The following is a 15,813-nucleotide window of genomic DNA, read 5'->3' as shown; positions in this document are numbered from 1 at the left end:
CAGGGTTTGCCTGAAGCCCGGCCGGCCCGGACCCCGCAGCGAGCCCGTCAGGCCTATGGGTCACACCACGAGCCTCACCGTCTCGTAGCGCCGCATGTAATCGCCGTCGCCTACCTCTACGGCGACTCCCGGACGGCCCACTGGCACTCTCCTCCGGGCGCCTGATCCCGACATCAAGGACGTACCGAGCCGGAGACCTCAGGGGTGCCGGGACCCGTCGCCCGCGAACATCCGGACCTGCCCACCTGTCCCGGTGTCCGGTTTCGTCCGGTTACCGGGATCCCGGGCGGGCCGGCCCGCCCGGAATGCCGGCCGGGCGGCCGTGGTTATGACTCCCGTACGCCCGAGCACCCCCGCCCGGGCGTATCTCTTTGGGCGGCCCGCACCCCGATCTGCTGGCCGTCCTTTCCCCCAGGTGAAAGGTGAGCATCAATGACTACTGTTACTCGTTGGCTCCCGGCCATCACTCAGACTTCGGTTGTTCGTAAGGCCGCGCTCGGTGTCGCCGGGCTCGCGTTCGCCGGTGGCGCGATCGCCGGTCCCGCGACCGTGGCGCACGCCGCGCCGGTGTCGGCCGGCAAGCCGGCCACCGTGGCGCAGGAGCGTGACGGCGGCAAGGAGCTGGACTTCACGTACAAGTTCCAGGAGACCTACTTCTACTGCGCGCCGGCGGCGACCAAGATGGCGCTGTCCGCGCTCGGTAAGGACCTGAGCCAGGACGAGCTGGCCAAGAAGCTGGCCACCACCGAGGCGGGCACCAACTCCGCCATCGAGACCACCCGGGTGCTCAAGGAGGTCACCGGTAAGGACTACCGCACCGTCGAGATCCCCGGCCAGAAGGCCAGCAAGGCCGAGACCGACCGGCTGCGCAACGACGTCGTGCGCAACATCGACGGCAAGCGGCCGATGGTGGCCAACATCAAGGGCACCTCGGTCGACACCGACGGCCACGCTCACTCCTACGAGGGTGGGCACTACATCGCCGTGGTCGGCTACCGCGACGGCGGGAACACCGTGAAGATCGGTGACTCCTGGTCCGACGAGGGCCAGTACTGGATCAGCACCGACAAGCTGGCCAACTGGATCGCCTCCCGCGGCTACTCCGCCTGACCTGAGCGTGAACAACGATGGGGCCGGCCCGACAAGGGCCAGCCCCATCGTCGTATCCACCACCTCAGGTCTGCCGAAAGGAGACCAGGGTGCCGATGTTGGCGCGGGGCGGGCGCGCCATGTGCGGGGACCTACCGCAACGGCCCGGGCCGCGGTCTGACACGCGGTCACGCCGCGCGGACCGCCAGAGGGGTGCGCGGAGACCGGGATCTCGAAGTCGGGCCCGACGGCACCACCCGCAACGAGTTGCCGACCCGCCTGCAACGGCGCAGCGTCCCGCCGGAATGGAACCCGCGCCCCATCCGCGACGGCTGACCCGGAAAGGCGCAGATCTGCGCGACCCACCCACCGCCTGCCATTCGGCCGGAAATGCCTCCCGTAACTGGTTCCCGAATCAGCCGAAATTGCGCTCACATCGGTGCGGCGCGGCGAGAATGTGGCGAAGGGAAGCCATGAACGGGGGGACGCAGTATGCAGTTGAGGCGGCGATTGACGCTGATGGCCGCGACCATCGTGGCCACGCCACTGGTCCTGGCGGGGTGCACCGCCGACCGCACGCCCGGCGCACGACCCGCGGACGGGCGGGCGCCGGAGTTGACCGTGACACCCGCCGACCAGACGCGGGATCTGCCCATCACCGTCGAGGTGGGTACCGCCGTCAAGGGCGGGCGGATCACGGCTGTGCGGATCACCGACGACAGGGGGATACAGGTCAAGGTGGAGCCGCGTGAGGACGGGTCGGCGTGGGTGCCGAGCGCCCCGTTGCAGCCGATGCGCACCTACACCGCCGAGGTCGCCGCCACCGGCGACGCCGGGAAGAGCACTACCCGGAAAACCACCTTCACCACGATGCCGAAATCGTCAAAACCGGCGGTCACCAGCACGTTGTATTTCGCCGGAAACCAGACGTACGGCACGGCGATGCCGGTAACCGTCGCGTTCGACCCGCCCATTGCCAAAGAGGCCAGACCGGATGTGCAGCGCCGGTTGTTCGTGAAGACGGATCCGCCGCAGCCGGGGGCCTGGTCGTGGCTGGAGGACGGCAGTCAGGTCTATTACCGGGCGCCCGATTTCTGGCGGCCCGGCACAACGATCAGCGTCCGGGCCGGGCTGCAGGGCCTGCCGATCGGCAAGGACCGGATCGGCGATGCGGACCGGACCGCCACCTCCAAGATCGGCCGGCAGGTGGCGTTGGATGTCGACAACGCCACCAAGAAGATGTCGGTCTACCAGGACGGGAAGCTGATCCGCAAGATCCCGGTCAGCCTCGGCAAGCCGAGCACGCCGACCTCCAGCGGCAAAATGGTGATCATGGAGAAGCACCAGCAGACGACGTTCGACACCCGCGGCGAGCCGAACGGCGGCTACGTGGTCGACGTCGAGGACGCCCAGCGGCTCACCTGGGGCGGCGAGTTCATCCACGGGGCGCCGTGGTCGGAGGGCGACCAGGGCTACACCAACGTCTCGCACGGTTGCACCAACGTCTCAGCGGCCGCCGCGGACTGGCTGATGGGCATCACCCAGGTCGGTGACCTGGTCACGTTCAAGGGCACCGAGGTGCAGCTGCAGCCGGGCAACGGGTGGACGGCCTGGAACGTCAGCTGGGACGACTTCGTCAAGGGCAGCGCCCTGCCCGTACCGGCCGGGCTCCAGCCGGCGCAGGTCAGCCCGGCCAACCCGGGCGCCGTAGCCGGCGGATCACCCGCACCGGCGCCGTCCCTCTCCGGCGGCTGATCCGGGCCTACAGGACCGGTCCGCCACCCGGTGGGCCGGTCCTTTGCCGTACCCGCGGCGCGCGATCCAGCGGTACCGGGCCACGCCCGCAGCGACCACTCCGCCTGCCATGAGCGTTCGAAACGATGGAACTGGGCCGACGGGTGCGGTCCACCTTGGTATCCGCCATCACCTCAGGCCTGCCGCGACGAGACCAGGGTGGCGAAGACGATGACATTGTCGGTGTAGCTGCGTTTCTGCTCGTCGAAGGTCCCGCCGCAGGTGATCACCCGCAGGCTCGCCGTGTCCGACGGGCCGTACACCAGATCGGTGGGGAAGGCGTCCTTAGGATACGACTTCACCCCGTCGACCCGGAAGGTCACCTCGGTCCGGTCAACCCGGACCACCTGGATCATGTCGCCGGGCAGGAGCTCACCGAGGCGGAAGAACACTGCCGGACCGATCTTCGCCGAGTCGACGTGACCCATGATGACGGCGTTGCCGACCTCTCCGGGACTGGCGCCCAACTTGTACCAACCGGCATCCATCGCCTGCTCCAGCGGCGGCACCTGCACGGTGCCGTCCCCGTTGACGCCGAGGGCGAGGATGTCCGCCCGCACGCCGACGCGGTCGATGGTGATGCGGGTCGGCGCCGATCGGGCCAGGCCTCTGTGCTCCGCCGCGGCGCTTGGCTCGGATGAGGCATGGGGCGCATGCGGCGTGATGGTCGCGGGCGCGACGGCCGGCGGTGGCTGGGGAGGTGGGGATGAGGCGGAGGATCCCCTCAGTGCGGCACCGACTATGCCCGCGCCGGTCAACGCTGCCACCCCTGCCAGCGCCAGCGCGATTGTCGCCGCGACCCGCTGCGCCGACCTGCGCCGCGTGCCGTACACCCTGCCGGCGGATGCCGTGCCACCCGCTGCTGCCTCGCCACCCATACCCGCACGCTAGATGGTGCAAACGAGAACTATTGGTGGAAAACGGGCTCACGCACCGATGGGGGACGCCGGTCAGGTGGCGGCGGACGGTGACGGTGACGGTGGTCTGGTCGACGTCGCTGGCGCGCGCGGTGACCTTCAGCGTCCACTCACCCGCGGCGGGGAAGCGAACCTCGGCGCTGGCGTGGTGGGGTTCCGGCGTGTCGACCGGCACCGTGATCGGCTCGACGCCGGCGGCGGGCAGAGCGAGGCTGATGGCCCATTCCGCGACGGGCAGGGCCCTGGCCTGCGGGGTGTAGACGTAGATGTGCAGGCTGTTGGCCACATCCGCCCGCCGGGGTAGACATCGAACCACAGCATGTAGAGGCCGGTGGTGAGGGTCTGCGCGACGCTGTTGCGCGCAACCCGGGCGGCGTCGGTGCCGGCGACCCGTCCTGGTGAGGTCGTCTGCACCAGCACCGCGGTGAGCGCGAGGACCACCGCCGTGGCCGCGAGTTCGAGCCAGCGGCCCCGGCGAGCCGGCGGGGGCGGGTCGCCGCGGCGCGGCGGCGCACCCTCCGCCGCTGCCCGGCGGCGACAGCGAGGACCCCGGCCAGCCGTGCGGCCTTGCCGCAAAGCGGCCGCCCGTACGCGGTGTCGAGCAGCGCCGAGGGCGGCCCAGTTCGAGCGCGGCCTGGGCGACGCCGGCGGCGACGAGCCAGCAGACCGCGAGGGTCGCCCACCGTGACCAGGCCGGCAGGATCCGCGCGAGAACCCGCTCGTGGGTGCGGCGCGGCAGGAACACGGCCAGGGTGAACAGACTGCCAAGCCAGATGGTCACCCCGGCGAGATGGGCGGTGCCCACCGCGACGCTCACCGGCCGCAGGGGCGAGGCCACCGGGTGGCCCGCCAAGGGCCAGGTGGCCAGCGCGGCCAGTCCCACCAGCGCCAGCCCGGCGGTGTGCCAGCGGCCCGCGGCGCCGCGCAGGACGGCCGGTAGCAGCGTCGCCGCGGCGCCGAGCAGCGCCAGCCGCGCGGCGAGCACCGCCCCGACCACCGCTGGCGCCGACCGCCTCCAGGTCCCCGACCGTCAGCTCGCCGATCCTCGCCCCGACCATGTCCGCGGCCTGTCCCACCCAGGTGCCGGCCGGGGCCGCGGCGACCAGCCCCTGGTGAACGCCATGACGGTCGCCCCGCGGCGGGACAGCCGCCGGGGCCACATCGTGGCCACCAGCAACACCGGTCCGACCGCCAGGACCAGGCCCAGGTAGCTGGCGTACTTGGCCGCCGGCACGAGCACCCGCCCGGGCCGGTCGGCGCCGCCGGCACCCTGCGGCGCTGTCGCCGATGGCGCTCCTGCCGAGTAGGCGAAGCTGCCCGCGATCGGGTGGCTGTCGGCGGAGGCCACCCGGTAGCTCACCAGGTAGGTGCCCAGCGGCTTGTCCGGCACCCGCACCGGGATCCGCATCGTCGCGCCGTCGAGCACCGGCTCACCGTTGTTGATCATCTTGCCGTCCGGGCCGAGGACCTGCACGCGCCCGGCGACCGGAAACCCCGGTTCGCTGAAGGCCAGCACCACCTCCCGCGGCGCGTACCCGATGACCTCGTCGCGCACGGGCGACGTGGCGACCAGGGCGGCATGCGCGGCGCAGGGACTGGCTGGCGCCAGCGGCACGGCGAGAACGGCCAACATCAACCCGCGCCGGATCGCGGTTCGTGTACGCACGCCAGATGGTTCGGACGCCACTACCAGAAGGACCCGGCCGCCGTCCTCCCGTCCAGCTCGCCGTGGCCGCGGCCCGGCGACCCGCGCAGGCGCCGCGGACCGGCCTACCGGCTGCCGGCCAGCAGCACGGCGAGTTCCTCCGGCACGGGCATCGGCTGGGTCAGCGGCACCCGCGCCCGGCCGGTGTTCCCCTGCGGGTAGCGGCCGGTAGCTGAGCCCGGGCCCGCAACCGCCAGGCGGATTACCTGCCCTACCGCCTCGATGACGTCGCGCTCGCGCAGGGCGCGCCGCAGCATGACGGCGTGCACGACGGTGTGTGGCCAGGGCCACGGCTGGGACAGGATGTGGGCCCGCTCGGCCGCCCGCCACGCCGCCGCAGGGTCGGACGTGTGGCGGGCGGTGGCGAGTTCGGCGTCGAAGACCGCGCGGACGGTCGCCGGCATCTTCTGGAACATCACGCGGCGTCTGACGGGCAGCAGGTACAACCAGGCCGGCATCCGCACCCATCCGTGTCGGGGCCGGCGGCTGATGGGGTGGTCAGGGGCACGGTGCAGCAGGCGTCGCCGCGCCACGCCTCGCGGCCTTCCTTGACGGCGACGGCGGCGATGACCAGTGCGGCGATCGGGTCGGCCCAGGACCAGCCGAACAGGCTGTTGAGGCCGAGGCCCACCAGCAGGACCGCGGATAGGTAGGTGCACAGCAGGGTCTGCTTGGAGTCGGCGACCGCCGAGCGGGAGCCGAGTTCCCGACCGGCGCGGCGCTGCGCGTACGACAGACCCGGCATGACCGCCAGCGACACCACGGCGAGGACGATGCCGACCGGGGAGTGCTCGGCGTCGGCGCCGCCGAGCAGGGCACGGGCCGACTCGACGGTGACGTAGGCGGCCAGGGCGAAGAACGACACGGCGATGATCCGCAGCGCGGTCTTCTCCCGCGCCTCGGGGTCGCGGCCGGCGAACTGCCACGCGACCGCCGCCGCCGACGACACCTCGATGATCGAGTCGAGACCGAAGCCGACCAGGGCGGTCGACGAGGCGATCGTGCCGGCGCTGATCGCCACGACCGCCTCGATCAGGTTGTAGGTGATGGTCGCGGCGACCAGCAGCCTGACCCGCCGGGCGAGCACGGCCCGCCGGGCCGGGGACGGCTCGGCCGGCGCCTGGATCAACGGCAGGCTCATCAGCAGCACCCCTTGTCGTCGGTGTCTGGGCACGCCGCGGGGTCCACCGCCAGGACCAGGCCGAGCAGGTCACCCAGGGCGTGCGCCAGCCGCGCGTCGGCCAGTTCGTATCGGGTGCGCCGGCCCTGCGGCACCGTCACCACCAGGCCGCACCCTCGCAGACAGGTGAGATGGTTCGACAGGTTTTGCCGGGTCGTGCCCAGCAGCTCGGCCAGCTCCGCCGGATAGCCGGGCCCGTCGCGCAGCGCCAGCAGCAGCCGAGCCCGGGTCGGATCCGACAGGGCGTGGCCGAACCGGGCCAGCACCTGCCCGTACGTCAATGTCTCCACGGGCACGACAGTACACTCTTCGCTGTACTAACCGGTGAACGGCCCCCTGGGTAGTCATGTGGGCCGTTCCCAGGAAGCTGACAGCAAGTCGGTACAGCGCCCCCCGTATGGTCCGCGCGATGTCCCACCAGACCGTGGGACGTCATGTCGTTGGCTGATGAACAAGGACGTGGAATGACCAAGAACACCCGCCTGACCTTGGCGCTGATCGCGGCAGTGGTGCTTGTGGTCAGCGGGTTGCTGGCCGTCAACCGCACCGACGAGCCGCGCGCCGCTACCACGGCCGCCGGCGCCATCGACCCGGCTTTGCTGGTGCGCGAGGACAGCCACCGGCTGTCCACCGCCGCCGACGGCAAGGTGACCCTGGTGGAGTTCCTCGACTTCGAGTGCGAGTCCTGCGCCGCCGCCTACCCGGCGGTCAAGCAGGTCCTGGCCACCTACTCCGACCGCATCACCTTCGTGGTCCGGTACTTCCCGATCCCCAGCCACCCCAACGCCGAACTGGCCGCCCGCACCGCGCAGGCCGCCGCGAACCAGGGCCGCTTCCACGACATGTACACGCAGCTGTTCGACAACCAGACCCGCTGGGGACACAAGGAGCAGCCGCAAACCGATCTGTTCCTCGGCTACGCCCGCACCCTCGGACTGGACATGCAGCGGTTCCAGCGCGACCTCGACGACCCCGCCACCGCCGCCCGGGTGGCCAAGGACAAGACCGACGGCGAAGCCGTTGGCGTGCAGGGCACCCCGACGTTCTTCCTCAATGGCCGCCAGCTGACCGACCTGCGCACGCAGGACGACCTCGTCGCGGCCATCGACGCCGCCCTGGCCGAATGAGCACCGCCACCGTCGAACGGCGAAGCGAGCAGGACTCCTCGCGCGGGCGGTTCCTCGCTCGGGCCACGGCGTGGATCTGCGCCGTTGGCGGCGGCATCGGCATGCTGGCCGCAACCATCCTCACCGTCGAAAAGATCAACCTGCTCGCCCGGCCCGGCTACGTGCCCAGCTGCAGCATCAACCCGATCCTGTCCTGCGGCTCGGTCATGACCACACCCCAGGCCGAGGCGTTCGGCATCCCGAACCCACTGATCGGCATCGCCGGCTTCACCGCCGTCACCACCATCGGCGTCGCCCTGCTCGCCGGCGCATGCCTGCCCCGCTGGTTCTGGCTCGGCCTGCACGCCGGCGCCACCTTCGGCGTGGTCTTCGTGCACTGGCTCATCTACCAGAGCCTCTACGTCATCGGCGCCCTGTGCCCCTACTGCATGCTCGTCTGGGCCGTCACCATTCCGATCTTCCTCTACACCACCCTGCGCAACCTGCACGACTTCTCCGGCCCGCTCCCGGGGCCTGTGCGGGCGGCCGGGATCGCCGCTGCCGGCTACCACAGTCTCATCCTCACGGCCTGGTACGCGCTGATCCTGGCTGCGATCCTGGCCCGCTTCTGGGACTACTGGACAACGCTCATCTGATCCCTGCCGCAACGGACGGCAGGCAGGAGCACCAGCACCCGTAGCCCGGCCTGATACGTCACGGCGAGGAGTCATACGAACAGCGGCAGCTGCGCGTCACACAGGCTGCCTTTATCAGGTCGGGCCTCGCTGTTAGCCCCCTGCCCGCGTCCCAGGCAGTCATCGTTCATCGGCTTCTTCAAGGCTCCTTGACTGACACGGCAAATAGCTGGACGAGGAGAGGTTCCGTCTTGAAGGACAAGGATCTCGAAGGCGCCGAGCGTTCGCAGCTTTCGCGCCGTCAATTGGTGAAGTACGCCGGTGTCGGGGCGACCCTGGCGGCGGCGAGCCCGCTGGTGGGTGGCGGTGCGGCCTGGGCCAACGACGACCGCGAGGACGACAAGCGCGACAAGGGCGGGGAGTCCCGTAACCGGGTGTGGCGGGCCGGCGACCACCACATCCACTCGGAGTACAGCGGCGAGTTCGACACCTCGACGAACCCGCCGACGTTCCACAAGGGCGCCGACGCGGTGTACCCGATCGTCACCAACGCGATCATGGCGAAGAACTTCGGCCTGACCTGGGCGATGGTCACCGACCACGGCGGGCCGACCCACTCGAAGGTCAACCTGGAACAGGCCTACCCCGACCTGTTGCTGTCCCGCAAGCTCGTGCCCGACGTGCTGCAGTTCTGGGGCATGGAGTTCGACGCCCCGGCGATGGACCACCACACCCTGATGATCCCACGCCACGACGACGAGGCGCAGATGCTCTTCGACCTGGAGAGCAAGTTCGCCAAACGCGACCCGTTCCCCGCCGTCCCGGGCGGGGACACCGAGGCCAAGATGGTCGAGTTTCTTAAATACGCCAAGACCCTGCGGCAGAAGCCGTTGGTCATCGCGCACCACGCTTCCCGGTCGGCTCCCGGTTGGGGCGTGTGGGGGCAGGACACGCCGCACGAGTTCCGCAACGGCAACAACGCCGCGCCGGACATCTATGTCGGCTTCGAGGGCGCTCCCGGCCACCAGGCGGGCCCGCTCAACGGCGGCGCCCGGGGCGGCTACGGCAACCACCCGACCCACGGCGGCTACGATCAGATGACCGCTCGGGTTGGTGGGCTGTGGGACTCGCTGCTCGGTGAAGGGCGGCGCTGGTGGATCACCGCGACGTCGGACTCGCACGTGCACTGGACCCGCGGTGGTTCCGACTTCTGGCCGGGCGAGTACAGCAAGACGTACGTGCTGGCGCGGCAGGACTACGGCGACATCATGGACGGCCTGCGTAACGGCCGGATCTGGGTCACCACCGGCGACCTGATCACCAGCCTCGACCTCACCGCGAGGAGCCAGGGCAAGGACGCGGCGATGGGTGAGACCGTCACCGTGACCCGCCGCGACCGCACCGACGTCGAGATCGAGATCAAGTTCCGGCCGCTTAACGGCCAGAACCACAACGGCGACCGGCCCGAGGTCCGGCGGGTCGACCTGATCGTCGGGCAGATCACCGGCCCGTCCGCCAACCTCGACGCCGACACCAACCCCACCACCAAGGTCGTGGCCCGGTTCGGTCCCCGCGACTGGCGCAAGCAGGGCAACGACTACGTCGTCAAGCACACGCTGCGCAACGTGGACGGTGACATGTACGCCCGCGTCCGCGGCACCAACACCGACGAGGCCGAGCCGCTCGCCGACGGGCTCGAGAGCCCGTGGGAAGACCTGTGGTTCTACTCGAACCCGGTCTTCGTCCACGTCCGCTGAACCAGCCGGTCCTGAGCCTTGGCGGACCTACCGGGAGCGGCAACCAACACATGGCGCTGCTCGGAACCGTCCGACCGCCCAGCTCCTGCTTCCCCGACGTCCGTGCCTTCCGTCGCGTTTGCGACGGAAGGCACGGACGGCGCCCCTCTGCGGCCGCGCGTCCCGGTAGGACGGCGCGGCGCTGGGCGACCGCGACGGGGATCATGACGGCGAGGGCGACGACGTTGAGTCCGATGCCGACCAGCGACGTGTCGGGGCGTTCGGCGCCGATCAGGTCAGAGATGGACTTGTAGGTGACGTAGCCGGCCAGTGCGAGGAAGCTGCCGGCGATCAGCCGCAGCGCCGGCCGTTGTCGGGCGCGGGGTCCGGCGCGTAGTTGCCAGATGACGACGGCGGCGGCGAACACCTCGATGACCGAGTCGATGCCGAAGCCGATGAGTGCGATGGAGCCGGCGGCCAGGCCGGCAGTGACGGCGATGGCTCCTTCGATGATGTCCCAGACGACGATGAGCCAGGCGAGGCGCTGCCCCCGTCGGCGCAGCGCCTCCTCCCGGTTGGTCATCCGACGCTCACCGTCTCAGGGGCTGGGGTGGTGTCGGCGTCGGTGGTGGTGGTGAGGGGTGGGAGCGGGCGGGCGCGGCCGGCGCGGACGCCGTTGGCGATGATGATCACCTCGGCGATCTCGTGTACGAGGACGACGGCGGCCAAGCCGAGCACCCCGAGCAGGGCCAAGGGCATCAGGCCGATGACGACGGCGAGGGACAGGCCGACGTTCTGTAGCATGATCGACCGTGCCCGGCGGGCGTGGTCGAGGGCCTGGGGCAGGTGGCGCAGGTCCTCGCCCATGAGCGCGACATCGGCCGTTTCGATGGCCACGTCGGTGCCCATGGCGCCCATCGCGACGCCGAGGTCGGCGGTGGCCAGGGCGGGCGCGTCATTGACACCGTCACCGACCATCGCCGTGAGCCGCTGATCGCGGAGCTGCGCCACGATGCGGGCCTTGTCTTCGGGGCGCAGGTCGGCGTGCACCTCGGTGATGCCGGCCTGTTCGGCGAGGGCGGTGGCGGTGGCTTCGTTGTCGCCGGTGAGCATGGAGACGTGGTAGCCGCCGCGGCGTAGCCGGTCGATCACCTCGACGGCTTCCGGTCGAAGCTCGTCACGCACCGCGATCGCGCCGATCAGTCGGCCGTCGTCCTCGACGAGGACGGCGGTGGCGCCGGCCTGCTGCATGCCGGTGATGGTGTCGGCGAGCTCCCCGGGGTGCAGCCAGCCGGGTCGGCCGAGCCGGACGGTCCGGCCGTCGACGACGCCGGTGAGGCCGGCGCCGGTGATGGCTTCGACGTCGGTGGCCGGCCGGGGGGTGTCGACGGCGGCGAGGATCGCCCGGGCGAGGGGATGTTCGCTGCGCGCCTCCAACGCGGCGGCCAGGTCGAGGACCTGCTCGCGGGTGGCGCCGCCGGTCGCGGCGACGTCGATGACCGTCGGCCGGTTGCGCGTGAGGGTGCCGGTCTTGTCCAACGCCACACCCCGCACTGCGCCGAGCGCTTCGAGGGCGGCGCCGCCCTTGACGAGCACGCCGAGTTTGCTGGCGGCGCCGACGGCGGCGACCACGGTGACCGGCACGGAGATCGCCAGCGCGCACGGGGAGGCGGCGACTAGCACGACGAGGGCCCGCTCGATCCAGGTGGCGGGGTCTCCGAGCAGGCTACCCACGACCGCGATGAGCGCGGCGGCGATCATCACCCCGGGAACGAGGGGTTTGGCGATGCGGTCAGCGAGGCGCTGGCTGGCGCCCTTGCGGGCCTGTTCGGCCTCCACGATCCGCACGATCTTGGCGAGGGAGTTGTCCTCGGCGGTCGTGGTGACCTCGACCTCCAGTACCCCGGTGCCGTTGATCGACCCGGCGTACACCTCGCTGCCGGTGGCGGCTTCGACCGGTACGGATTCGCCGGTGATGGCGGAGACGTCGAGGGCGCTGCGGCCGGTGCGGATGATGCCGTCGGTGGCGATCCGCTCACCGGGCCGCACGATCATCAGGTCGCCGACGCGCAGCTCGGCCGGGGAGATGGTCAGCTCGGCGCCGTCGCGGCGGACGGTGGCCTGCGCGGGGACGAGGGCGAGCAGGGCGCGCAGGCCGCGGCGGGTGCGGGCCAGGGAGTACTCCTCCAGCCCTTCGCTGATGGAGTACAGGAAGGCCAGCATGGCGGCTTCGCCGACCTGACCGAGGATGACGGCGCCGACGGCGGCGATGGTCATCAGCGTGCCGACGCCGATCTTGCCCTTGGCGAGGCGGCGCAGCGTGGACGGCACGAACGTCCACGCGCCGACGGCGAGAGCGAGGGCCTGCAGGCCGATCTCCACCGGCCGCGGCGCGCCCGTCCACCCCGCGATGTAACCGGCCAGCAGCAGCACCCCGGCTACAGCGGCCGCACGGATCTCGGAGACATCCCACAGCCGTTCCGGTTCCCGTTCTTCGGCTTCACCTGTGCCGGTGGGCTTGTCGTCGCCGCAGCCGCACGCGTCGCTCATCGGGCACCTGCTCGTCGTGCGACGGCGGCAGGGGCGCTGCCGGGTCGAGGTGTGGCGGTCATGGTCACGGATCCTTTCCGAGATACGGGGGTTACAGGGATTTGATGAGGGCGGGGACGTGCCGGCGCTGCCGGATCAGCAGCGCGACGGCCAGGACGGTGTAGACGGCGGCGATCATGTAGCGGATGTTGGGTGAGGGCAGCACGAACTGGACGGCGAACAGGCCGAACAACAGCAGTGCTTCGGCGCGGGTCAGCCGCAGGTCGGCCAGGACGGCCACGCCGAGCAGGGTCTGGGCGGTGGTGAGCGCCAGCTCCTCGGTCTGCCGGGCGTCCAGCGGCAGCCCGGCGAACGTGCCGCCGCCGAGGTGGTACGCGGCGGGAAGGCAGGCGATCAGGAGGGTCCACTGGTTGAGTTTGGCTGCCAGCAGAGCACCCATGCCGTCGTCGGCGCGGCCGTGCAGCGCGAACGTGATCGCGACGATGACCTCCGGGGCTTCGGAGGCGATCGGGGCCAGCCACTGCACCAGCAGGAACTTGTCAATGCCCAGGTCGGCGCCGGCGGCGACCAGCGAGTCGCCGAACGGCTCTGCCGCGGCGAGGATGGTGACGCCGGCGGTGATGAACAGCGCGGTGACCAAGCCGCGGCGGCGGGCGGGCGGCTGCACGGCGACGGTGGCTGCGACGCCGGTCAGGTCCTCGTCGCCTTCGTCGTTGCCACGGATGCGCCACAGGTAGGCGGCGAACAGCCCTCCGAGCACCAGGGTGTCGTACCAGGCCAGCCGGCCGGTCAGCGGAATGACCAGGGCGTAGACGGTGGCGGCGGCGAGGAACACGATCTCGGTGCGCCGATGCGGCGCCAGGGTGACCCGGTCGCGCTCGCCGCGCTTCCCGTGGCGGCGCACCGCGAAGATCGCGAAGGCGACCAGCAGTGGCCACGCCACCCCGATGAGCAGTCGGTTGGCCCCGGTCATGTTCGCCGTGGCGTAGGCGGCGTAGGCCGGTTCGTGTCCGGCGGTGTAGGCGAAGTAGATGTCGACCGCGTACTCGGGCAGGATCGCCACCAGAGCCAGGATGGCCAGCGCGAGGCTGCCGGAGATGTCCACCCGTGCGGCCTCCGACGCCCACATCAGCAGCGCCACCGCGGCCAGCACCGCCGCGCCGAACACCACCATTGCCGCCACCGGCGCCAATTGCACGCCGGCCAGCCGCACAACCACCGCCGGGGCGGCGACGGCCAGGGCGATCCCGATACGGGCGGCGGCGCCCCGTCCGCTGACGGTCATTTCGATCTCAGCGCTCACCGCTCCCCCCGGCGATCCTCGAGCCCTGGATGTCGTCGGCTGCCCGGACAGTGACGGGCACGTTGCGCAGGCTTAGCCACACCGCGACCGCAACGCCGCAGATCAGGAAGGTGTCGGCCAGGTTGAACGTCGGCCACCAGTCCAGGTACAGGAAATCGACCACATGTCCTCGGCCCAGACCCGGAGACCGGAACAGCCGGTCGACCAGATTCCCGGCCGCTCCGCCTGCCACCAGGCCGAGCGCCACCGCCCACCCACGGTGGGTAACTCTGCGCCCATACCAGGCGATGCCCGCGATGACGGCCACCGTGACGACGGTGAAGACCGGAGTGATACCGGTACCGACCGAGAACGCCGCGCCCGGGTTGCGGGTCAGCCGCAGCGCCAACCCGGCGAACAGATCGACGCTGCGGCCCGGCAGCCACGCCGCGGCCGCGCTCTTGGACGCCACGTCCACCGCCAGCGCGGTCATCGCTGCCCCTGCCAGCCACGCCACCCGCTGCGGCGGGGCCTGCACAGCGGTCACTGGGCGCCGTCGCCGTAGGTGGGGCACAGCGCCACCGTCTCCCCGGTCGCGGCCAGCAGCGACTCGGCGGCCGACAGTACGGCCATCAGCTCCACGCGCGTCAGGAAGTAGAAGGACTGGCGACCGACCGCCCGATAGTCCACCAGGCCGCAGTCACGCAGGCAGGCCAGATGCGCCGACACCGTTGACTGCGCCCAACCCAGCTCCCGGACGAGATCCACCACCCGCGCCTCACCGTCGGCCAGCCGGCGAACGATCGCCAGGCGGGTCGGATCCGCAAGCCCGCGGAACAGTGCCGCAGCGGGGGCGAGAGTCTCTCGCTCCACCTGTTGTCTCATCGCCATGCGGCGATGCTAGCGCATTATTCGGGTTGGCATCGCGCGATCGCGATCACATCGTATCCACGTGATGCTGGCATGGATCTTTCGCGGATCCCCGGCATCGACAGCCGTGTCGTTCTTCGCGCTGGCCGCCTACGTCACGGTCGAGTCGGTGCGCGCGCTCGCCGGTGGCGGGGAAGCCGAGCACTCCACCGTGGGTTTGGTCCTGGCCGGCCTGTCGCTGCTCATCATGCCCGTGCTGTCTCATGCGCAGCGGCGGGCCGGGCGCGAGTTGGGTTCCCGGTCGGCGGTGGCCGACTCCAAGCAGACCCTGCTCTGTACCTACCTGTCGGCGGTACTGCTCGTCGGCCTGGGCTTCAACAGCCTGTTCGGCTGGTCATGGGCTGATCCCCTGGCCGCGCTGGTCATCGCCGCCGTTGCGATCAAGGAGGGGCGAGAGGCATGACGTGGGGACGCCTGCTGTGCGGTGCCGGTCAGCGGAGCGAACTCGCTTACTTTCCAGGCTGAGGGCGCCGGCGCCTGCGGGTGCAAGCCCGGCTGTGCCTGCTGCACGAGCGAGGCCAAGTGATCTTCCAGCGCATGCCCGAACCGGTAGGCGTCGTGTTCGACGCCGAGCTGTTCACCGCGCGCACCGCGACCGATTCCGCTGCCGCCTGGCGCGCAGCCGAACGCGCTCACATCCTGTCCCAGCCCTGGCCGTGGCGGCACACCGTCACCCACGCCGTGATGCTCAAACGAGCACCACGCGAGCGCGACGTGGTCGAAGCGGTGGGCCAGGCGGTCCGGCTCGCGGTGGCCGGCCCAGGATCAGCCGTCGGCCGCTACCCGGAAGGCAACACGGGACGGGCCCGCGTCCCCATCACCCAGCTGATGCGGGTGCCAGATGACTTGGCGGCCATCCTGTCGCACCGAGCTGAGTGACCAGGTGGGC

At 70.9% G+C, this 15,813-nt stretch carries 16 protein-coding genes and 1 pseudogene; 8 read left to right on the top strand and 9 right to left on the bottom strand.

All coding sequences use genetic code 11. The features are described 5' to 3' along the window. Positions 1-432: 432 nt before the first annotated feature. Positions 433-1,110, top strand: a complete 678-nt coding sequence (locus CLT75_RS13390; protein WP_047890781.1) for a C39 family peptidase — start codon at positions 433-435, stop codon at positions 1,108-1,110. A gap of 471 nt (positions 1,111-1,581) precedes the next feature. Next, complete coding sequence (locus CLT75_RS13385; RefSeq protein WP_030271581.1) at positions 1,582-2,844, top strand: L,D-transpeptidase; 1,263 nt, start codon at positions 1,582-1,584, stop codon at positions 2,842-2,844. A gap of 173 nt (positions 2,845-3,017) precedes the next feature. On the opposite strand, the gene CLT75_RS13380 is transcribed toward CLT75_RS13385, so the two are convergent. Further along, positions 3,018-3,761, bottom strand: coding sequence for a class F sortase (locus CLT75_RS13380; protein ID WP_082171190.1), 744 nt, complete (start codon positions 3,759-3,761; stop codon positions 3,018-3,020). An 89-nt stretch (positions 3,762-3,850) separates the two neighbouring features. On the opposite strand from CLT75_RS13380, the gene CLT75_RS13375 reads away from it, so the two are divergent. Then, positions 3,851-4,060, top strand: a complete 210-nt coding sequence (locus CLT75_RS13375; RefSeq protein ID WP_052166179.1) for a hypothetical protein — start codon at positions 3,851-3,853, stop codon at positions 4,058-4,060. Between the two features lie 770 nt (positions 4,061-4,830). Here the strand turns inward: CLT75_RS13375 and CLT75_RS13370 are convergent. The 4 genes from CLT75_RS13370 to CLT75_RS13355 form a co-directional block, all read right to left on the bottom strand. Further along, on the bottom strand, positions 4,831-5,466 hold the full coding sequence (locus CLT75_RS13370; protein WP_135241033.1) for a copper resistance CopC family protein: 636 nt from the start codon (positions 5,464-5,466) through the stop codon (positions 4,831-4,833). A 104-nt stretch (positions 5,467-5,570) separates the two neighbouring features. After that, complete coding sequence (locus CLT75_RS13365; protein ID WP_198039662.1) at positions 5,571-5,921, bottom strand: DUF3703 domain-containing protein; 351 nt, start codon at positions 5,919-5,921, stop codon at positions 5,571-5,573. Then, complete coding sequence (locus CLT75_RS13360; protein ID WP_030271586.1) at positions 5,921-6,646, bottom strand: cation efflux transmembrane domain-containing protein; 726 nt, start codon at positions 6,644-6,646, stop codon at positions 5,921-5,923. The genes CLT75_RS13365 and CLT75_RS13360 overlap by 1 nt, the downstream gene beginning before the upstream one ends. Beyond that, on the bottom strand, positions 6,646-6,981 hold the full coding sequence (locus CLT75_RS13355; RefSeq protein ID WP_030271588.1) for an ArsR/SmtB family transcription factor: 336 nt from the start codon (positions 6,979-6,981) through the stop codon (positions 6,646-6,648). Before CLT75_RS13355 ends, CLT75_RS13360 begins: the two co-directional genes overlap by 1 nt. A 168-nt stretch (positions 6,982-7,149) precedes the next feature. Here CLT75_RS13355 and CLT75_RS13350 point away from each other — a divergent pair, with 168 nt between their 5' ends. The 3 genes from CLT75_RS13350 (at position 7,150) to CLT75_RS13340 (ending at position 10,183) form a co-directional block, all read left to right on the top strand. After that, complete coding sequence (locus CLT75_RS13350; RefSeq protein ID WP_030271590.1) at positions 7,150-7,812, top strand: DsbA family protein; 663 nt, start codon at positions 7,150-7,152, stop codon at positions 7,810-7,812. Then, positions 7,809-8,447: a vitamin K epoxide reductase family protein gene (locus CLT75_RS13345; RefSeq protein WP_030271592.1), complete on the top strand. Its 639-nt coding sequence runs from the start codon at positions 7,809-7,811 to the stop codon at positions 8,445-8,447. The genes CLT75_RS13350 and CLT75_RS13345 overlap by 4 nt, the downstream gene beginning before the upstream one ends. 230 nt (positions 8,448-8,677) lie before the next feature. After that, a complete protein-coding gene (locus CLT75_RS13340) occupies positions 8,678-10,183 on the top strand; it encodes a CehA/McbA family metallohydrolase domain-containing protein (protein ID WP_030271593.1) in 1,506 nt (501 codons plus the stop codon). A gap of 558 nt (positions 10,184-10,741) precedes the next feature. Here the strand turns inward: CLT75_RS13340 and CLT75_RS13330 are convergent. The 4 genes from CLT75_RS13330 to CLT75_RS13315 form a co-directional block, all read right to left on the bottom strand. Further along, positions 10,742-12,712, bottom strand: a complete 1,971-nt coding sequence (locus CLT75_RS13330; RefSeq protein WP_030271597.1) for a heavy metal translocating P-type ATPase — start codon at positions 12,710-12,712, stop codon at positions 10,742-10,744. Between the two features lie 91 nt (positions 12,713-12,803). Next, the gene (locus CLT75_RS13325; RefSeq protein ID WP_083395345.1) at positions 12,804-14,015 is read right to left on the bottom strand and encodes a sodium:proton exchanger; all 1,212 of its coding nucleotides are present in this window, start codon (positions 14,013-14,015) and stop codon (positions 12,804-12,806) included. Next, positions 14,005-14,487, bottom strand: a complete 483-nt coding sequence (locus CLT75_RS13320) for a signal peptidase II (RefSeq protein ID WP_135241032.1) — start codon at positions 14,485-14,487, stop codon at positions 14,005-14,007. Before CLT75_RS13320 ends, CLT75_RS13325 begins: the two co-directional genes overlap by 11 nt. Before the next feature lie 50 nt (positions 14,488-14,537). Further along, entirely contained in the window at positions 14,538-14,885 is a 348-nt protein-coding gene (locus CLT75_RS13315) for an ArsR/SmtB family transcription factor (protein WP_030271602.1), read from the bottom strand. Positions 14,886-14,952: 67 nt separating this feature from the next. Here CLT75_RS13315 and CLT75_RS13310 point away from each other — a divergent pair. After that, a pseudogene (locus CLT75_RS13310) lies at positions 14,953-15,450 on the top strand (cation efflux transmembrane domain-containing protein); the annotation flags it as partial. Then, positions 15,447-15,803 (top strand): DUF3703 domain-containing protein, encoded by a 357-nt coding sequence (locus CLT75_RS13305; protein WP_209310324.1) that lies wholly within the window; start codon positions 15,447-15,449, stop codon positions 15,801-15,803. The pseudogene CLT75_RS13310 and the gene CLT75_RS13305, both read left to right, overlap by 4 nt. Positions 15,804-15,813: the final 10 nt, after the last annotated feature.

The organism is Micromonospora sp. CNZ285 (genome assembly GCF_004637285.1).
The sequence above is the reverse complement of the archived record's forward strand: the minus strand, read 5'-3'. Positions and strand labels throughout refer to the sequence as shown.

What these genes read in the sequence shown, in the direction of transcription:
- CLT75_RS13390 (WP_047890781.1), top strand. Translation starts at nt 433, where the DNA reads ATGACTACTGTTACTCGTTGGCTCCCGGCCATCACTCAGACTTCGGTT.
- CLT75_RS13385 (WP_030271581.1), top strand. Translation starts at nt 1,582, where the DNA reads ATGCAGTTGAGGCGGCGATTGACGCTGATGGCCGCGACCATCGTGGCC.
- CLT75_RS13380 (WP_082171190.1), bottom strand. Translation starts at nt 3,761, where the DNA reads ATGGGTGGCGAGGCAGCAGCGGGTGGCACGGCATCCGCCGGCAGGGTG.
- CLT75_RS13365 (WP_198039662.1), bottom strand. Translation starts at nt 5,921, where the DNA reads ATGTTCCAGAAGATGCCGGCGACCGTCCGCGCGGTCTTCGACGCCGAA.
- CLT75_RS13360 (WP_030271586.1), bottom strand. Translation starts at nt 6,646, where the DNA reads ATGAGCCTGCCGTTGATCCAGGCGCCGGCCGAGCCGTCCCCGGCCCGG.
- CLT75_RS13350 (WP_030271590.1), top strand. Translation starts at nt 7,150, where the DNA reads ATGACCAAGAACACCCGCCTGACCTTGGCGCTGATCGCGGCAGTGGTG.
- CLT75_RS13345 (WP_030271592.1), top strand. Translation starts at nt 7,809, where the DNA reads ATGAGCACCGCCACCGTCGAACGGCGAAGCGAGCAGGACTCCTCGCGC.
- CLT75_RS13330 (WP_030271597.1), bottom strand. Translation starts at nt 12,712, where the DNA reads ATGAGCGACGCGTGCGGCTGCGGCGACGACAAGCCCACCGGCACAGGT.
- CLT75_RS13320 (WP_135241032.1), bottom strand. Translation starts at nt 14,487, where the DNA reads ATGACCGCGCTGGCGGTGGACGTGGCGTCCAAGAGCGCGGCCGCGGCG.
- CLT75_RS13315 (WP_030271602.1), bottom strand. Translation starts at nt 14,885, where the DNA reads ATGGCGATGAGACAACAGGTGGAGCGAGAGACTCTCGCCCCCGCTGCG.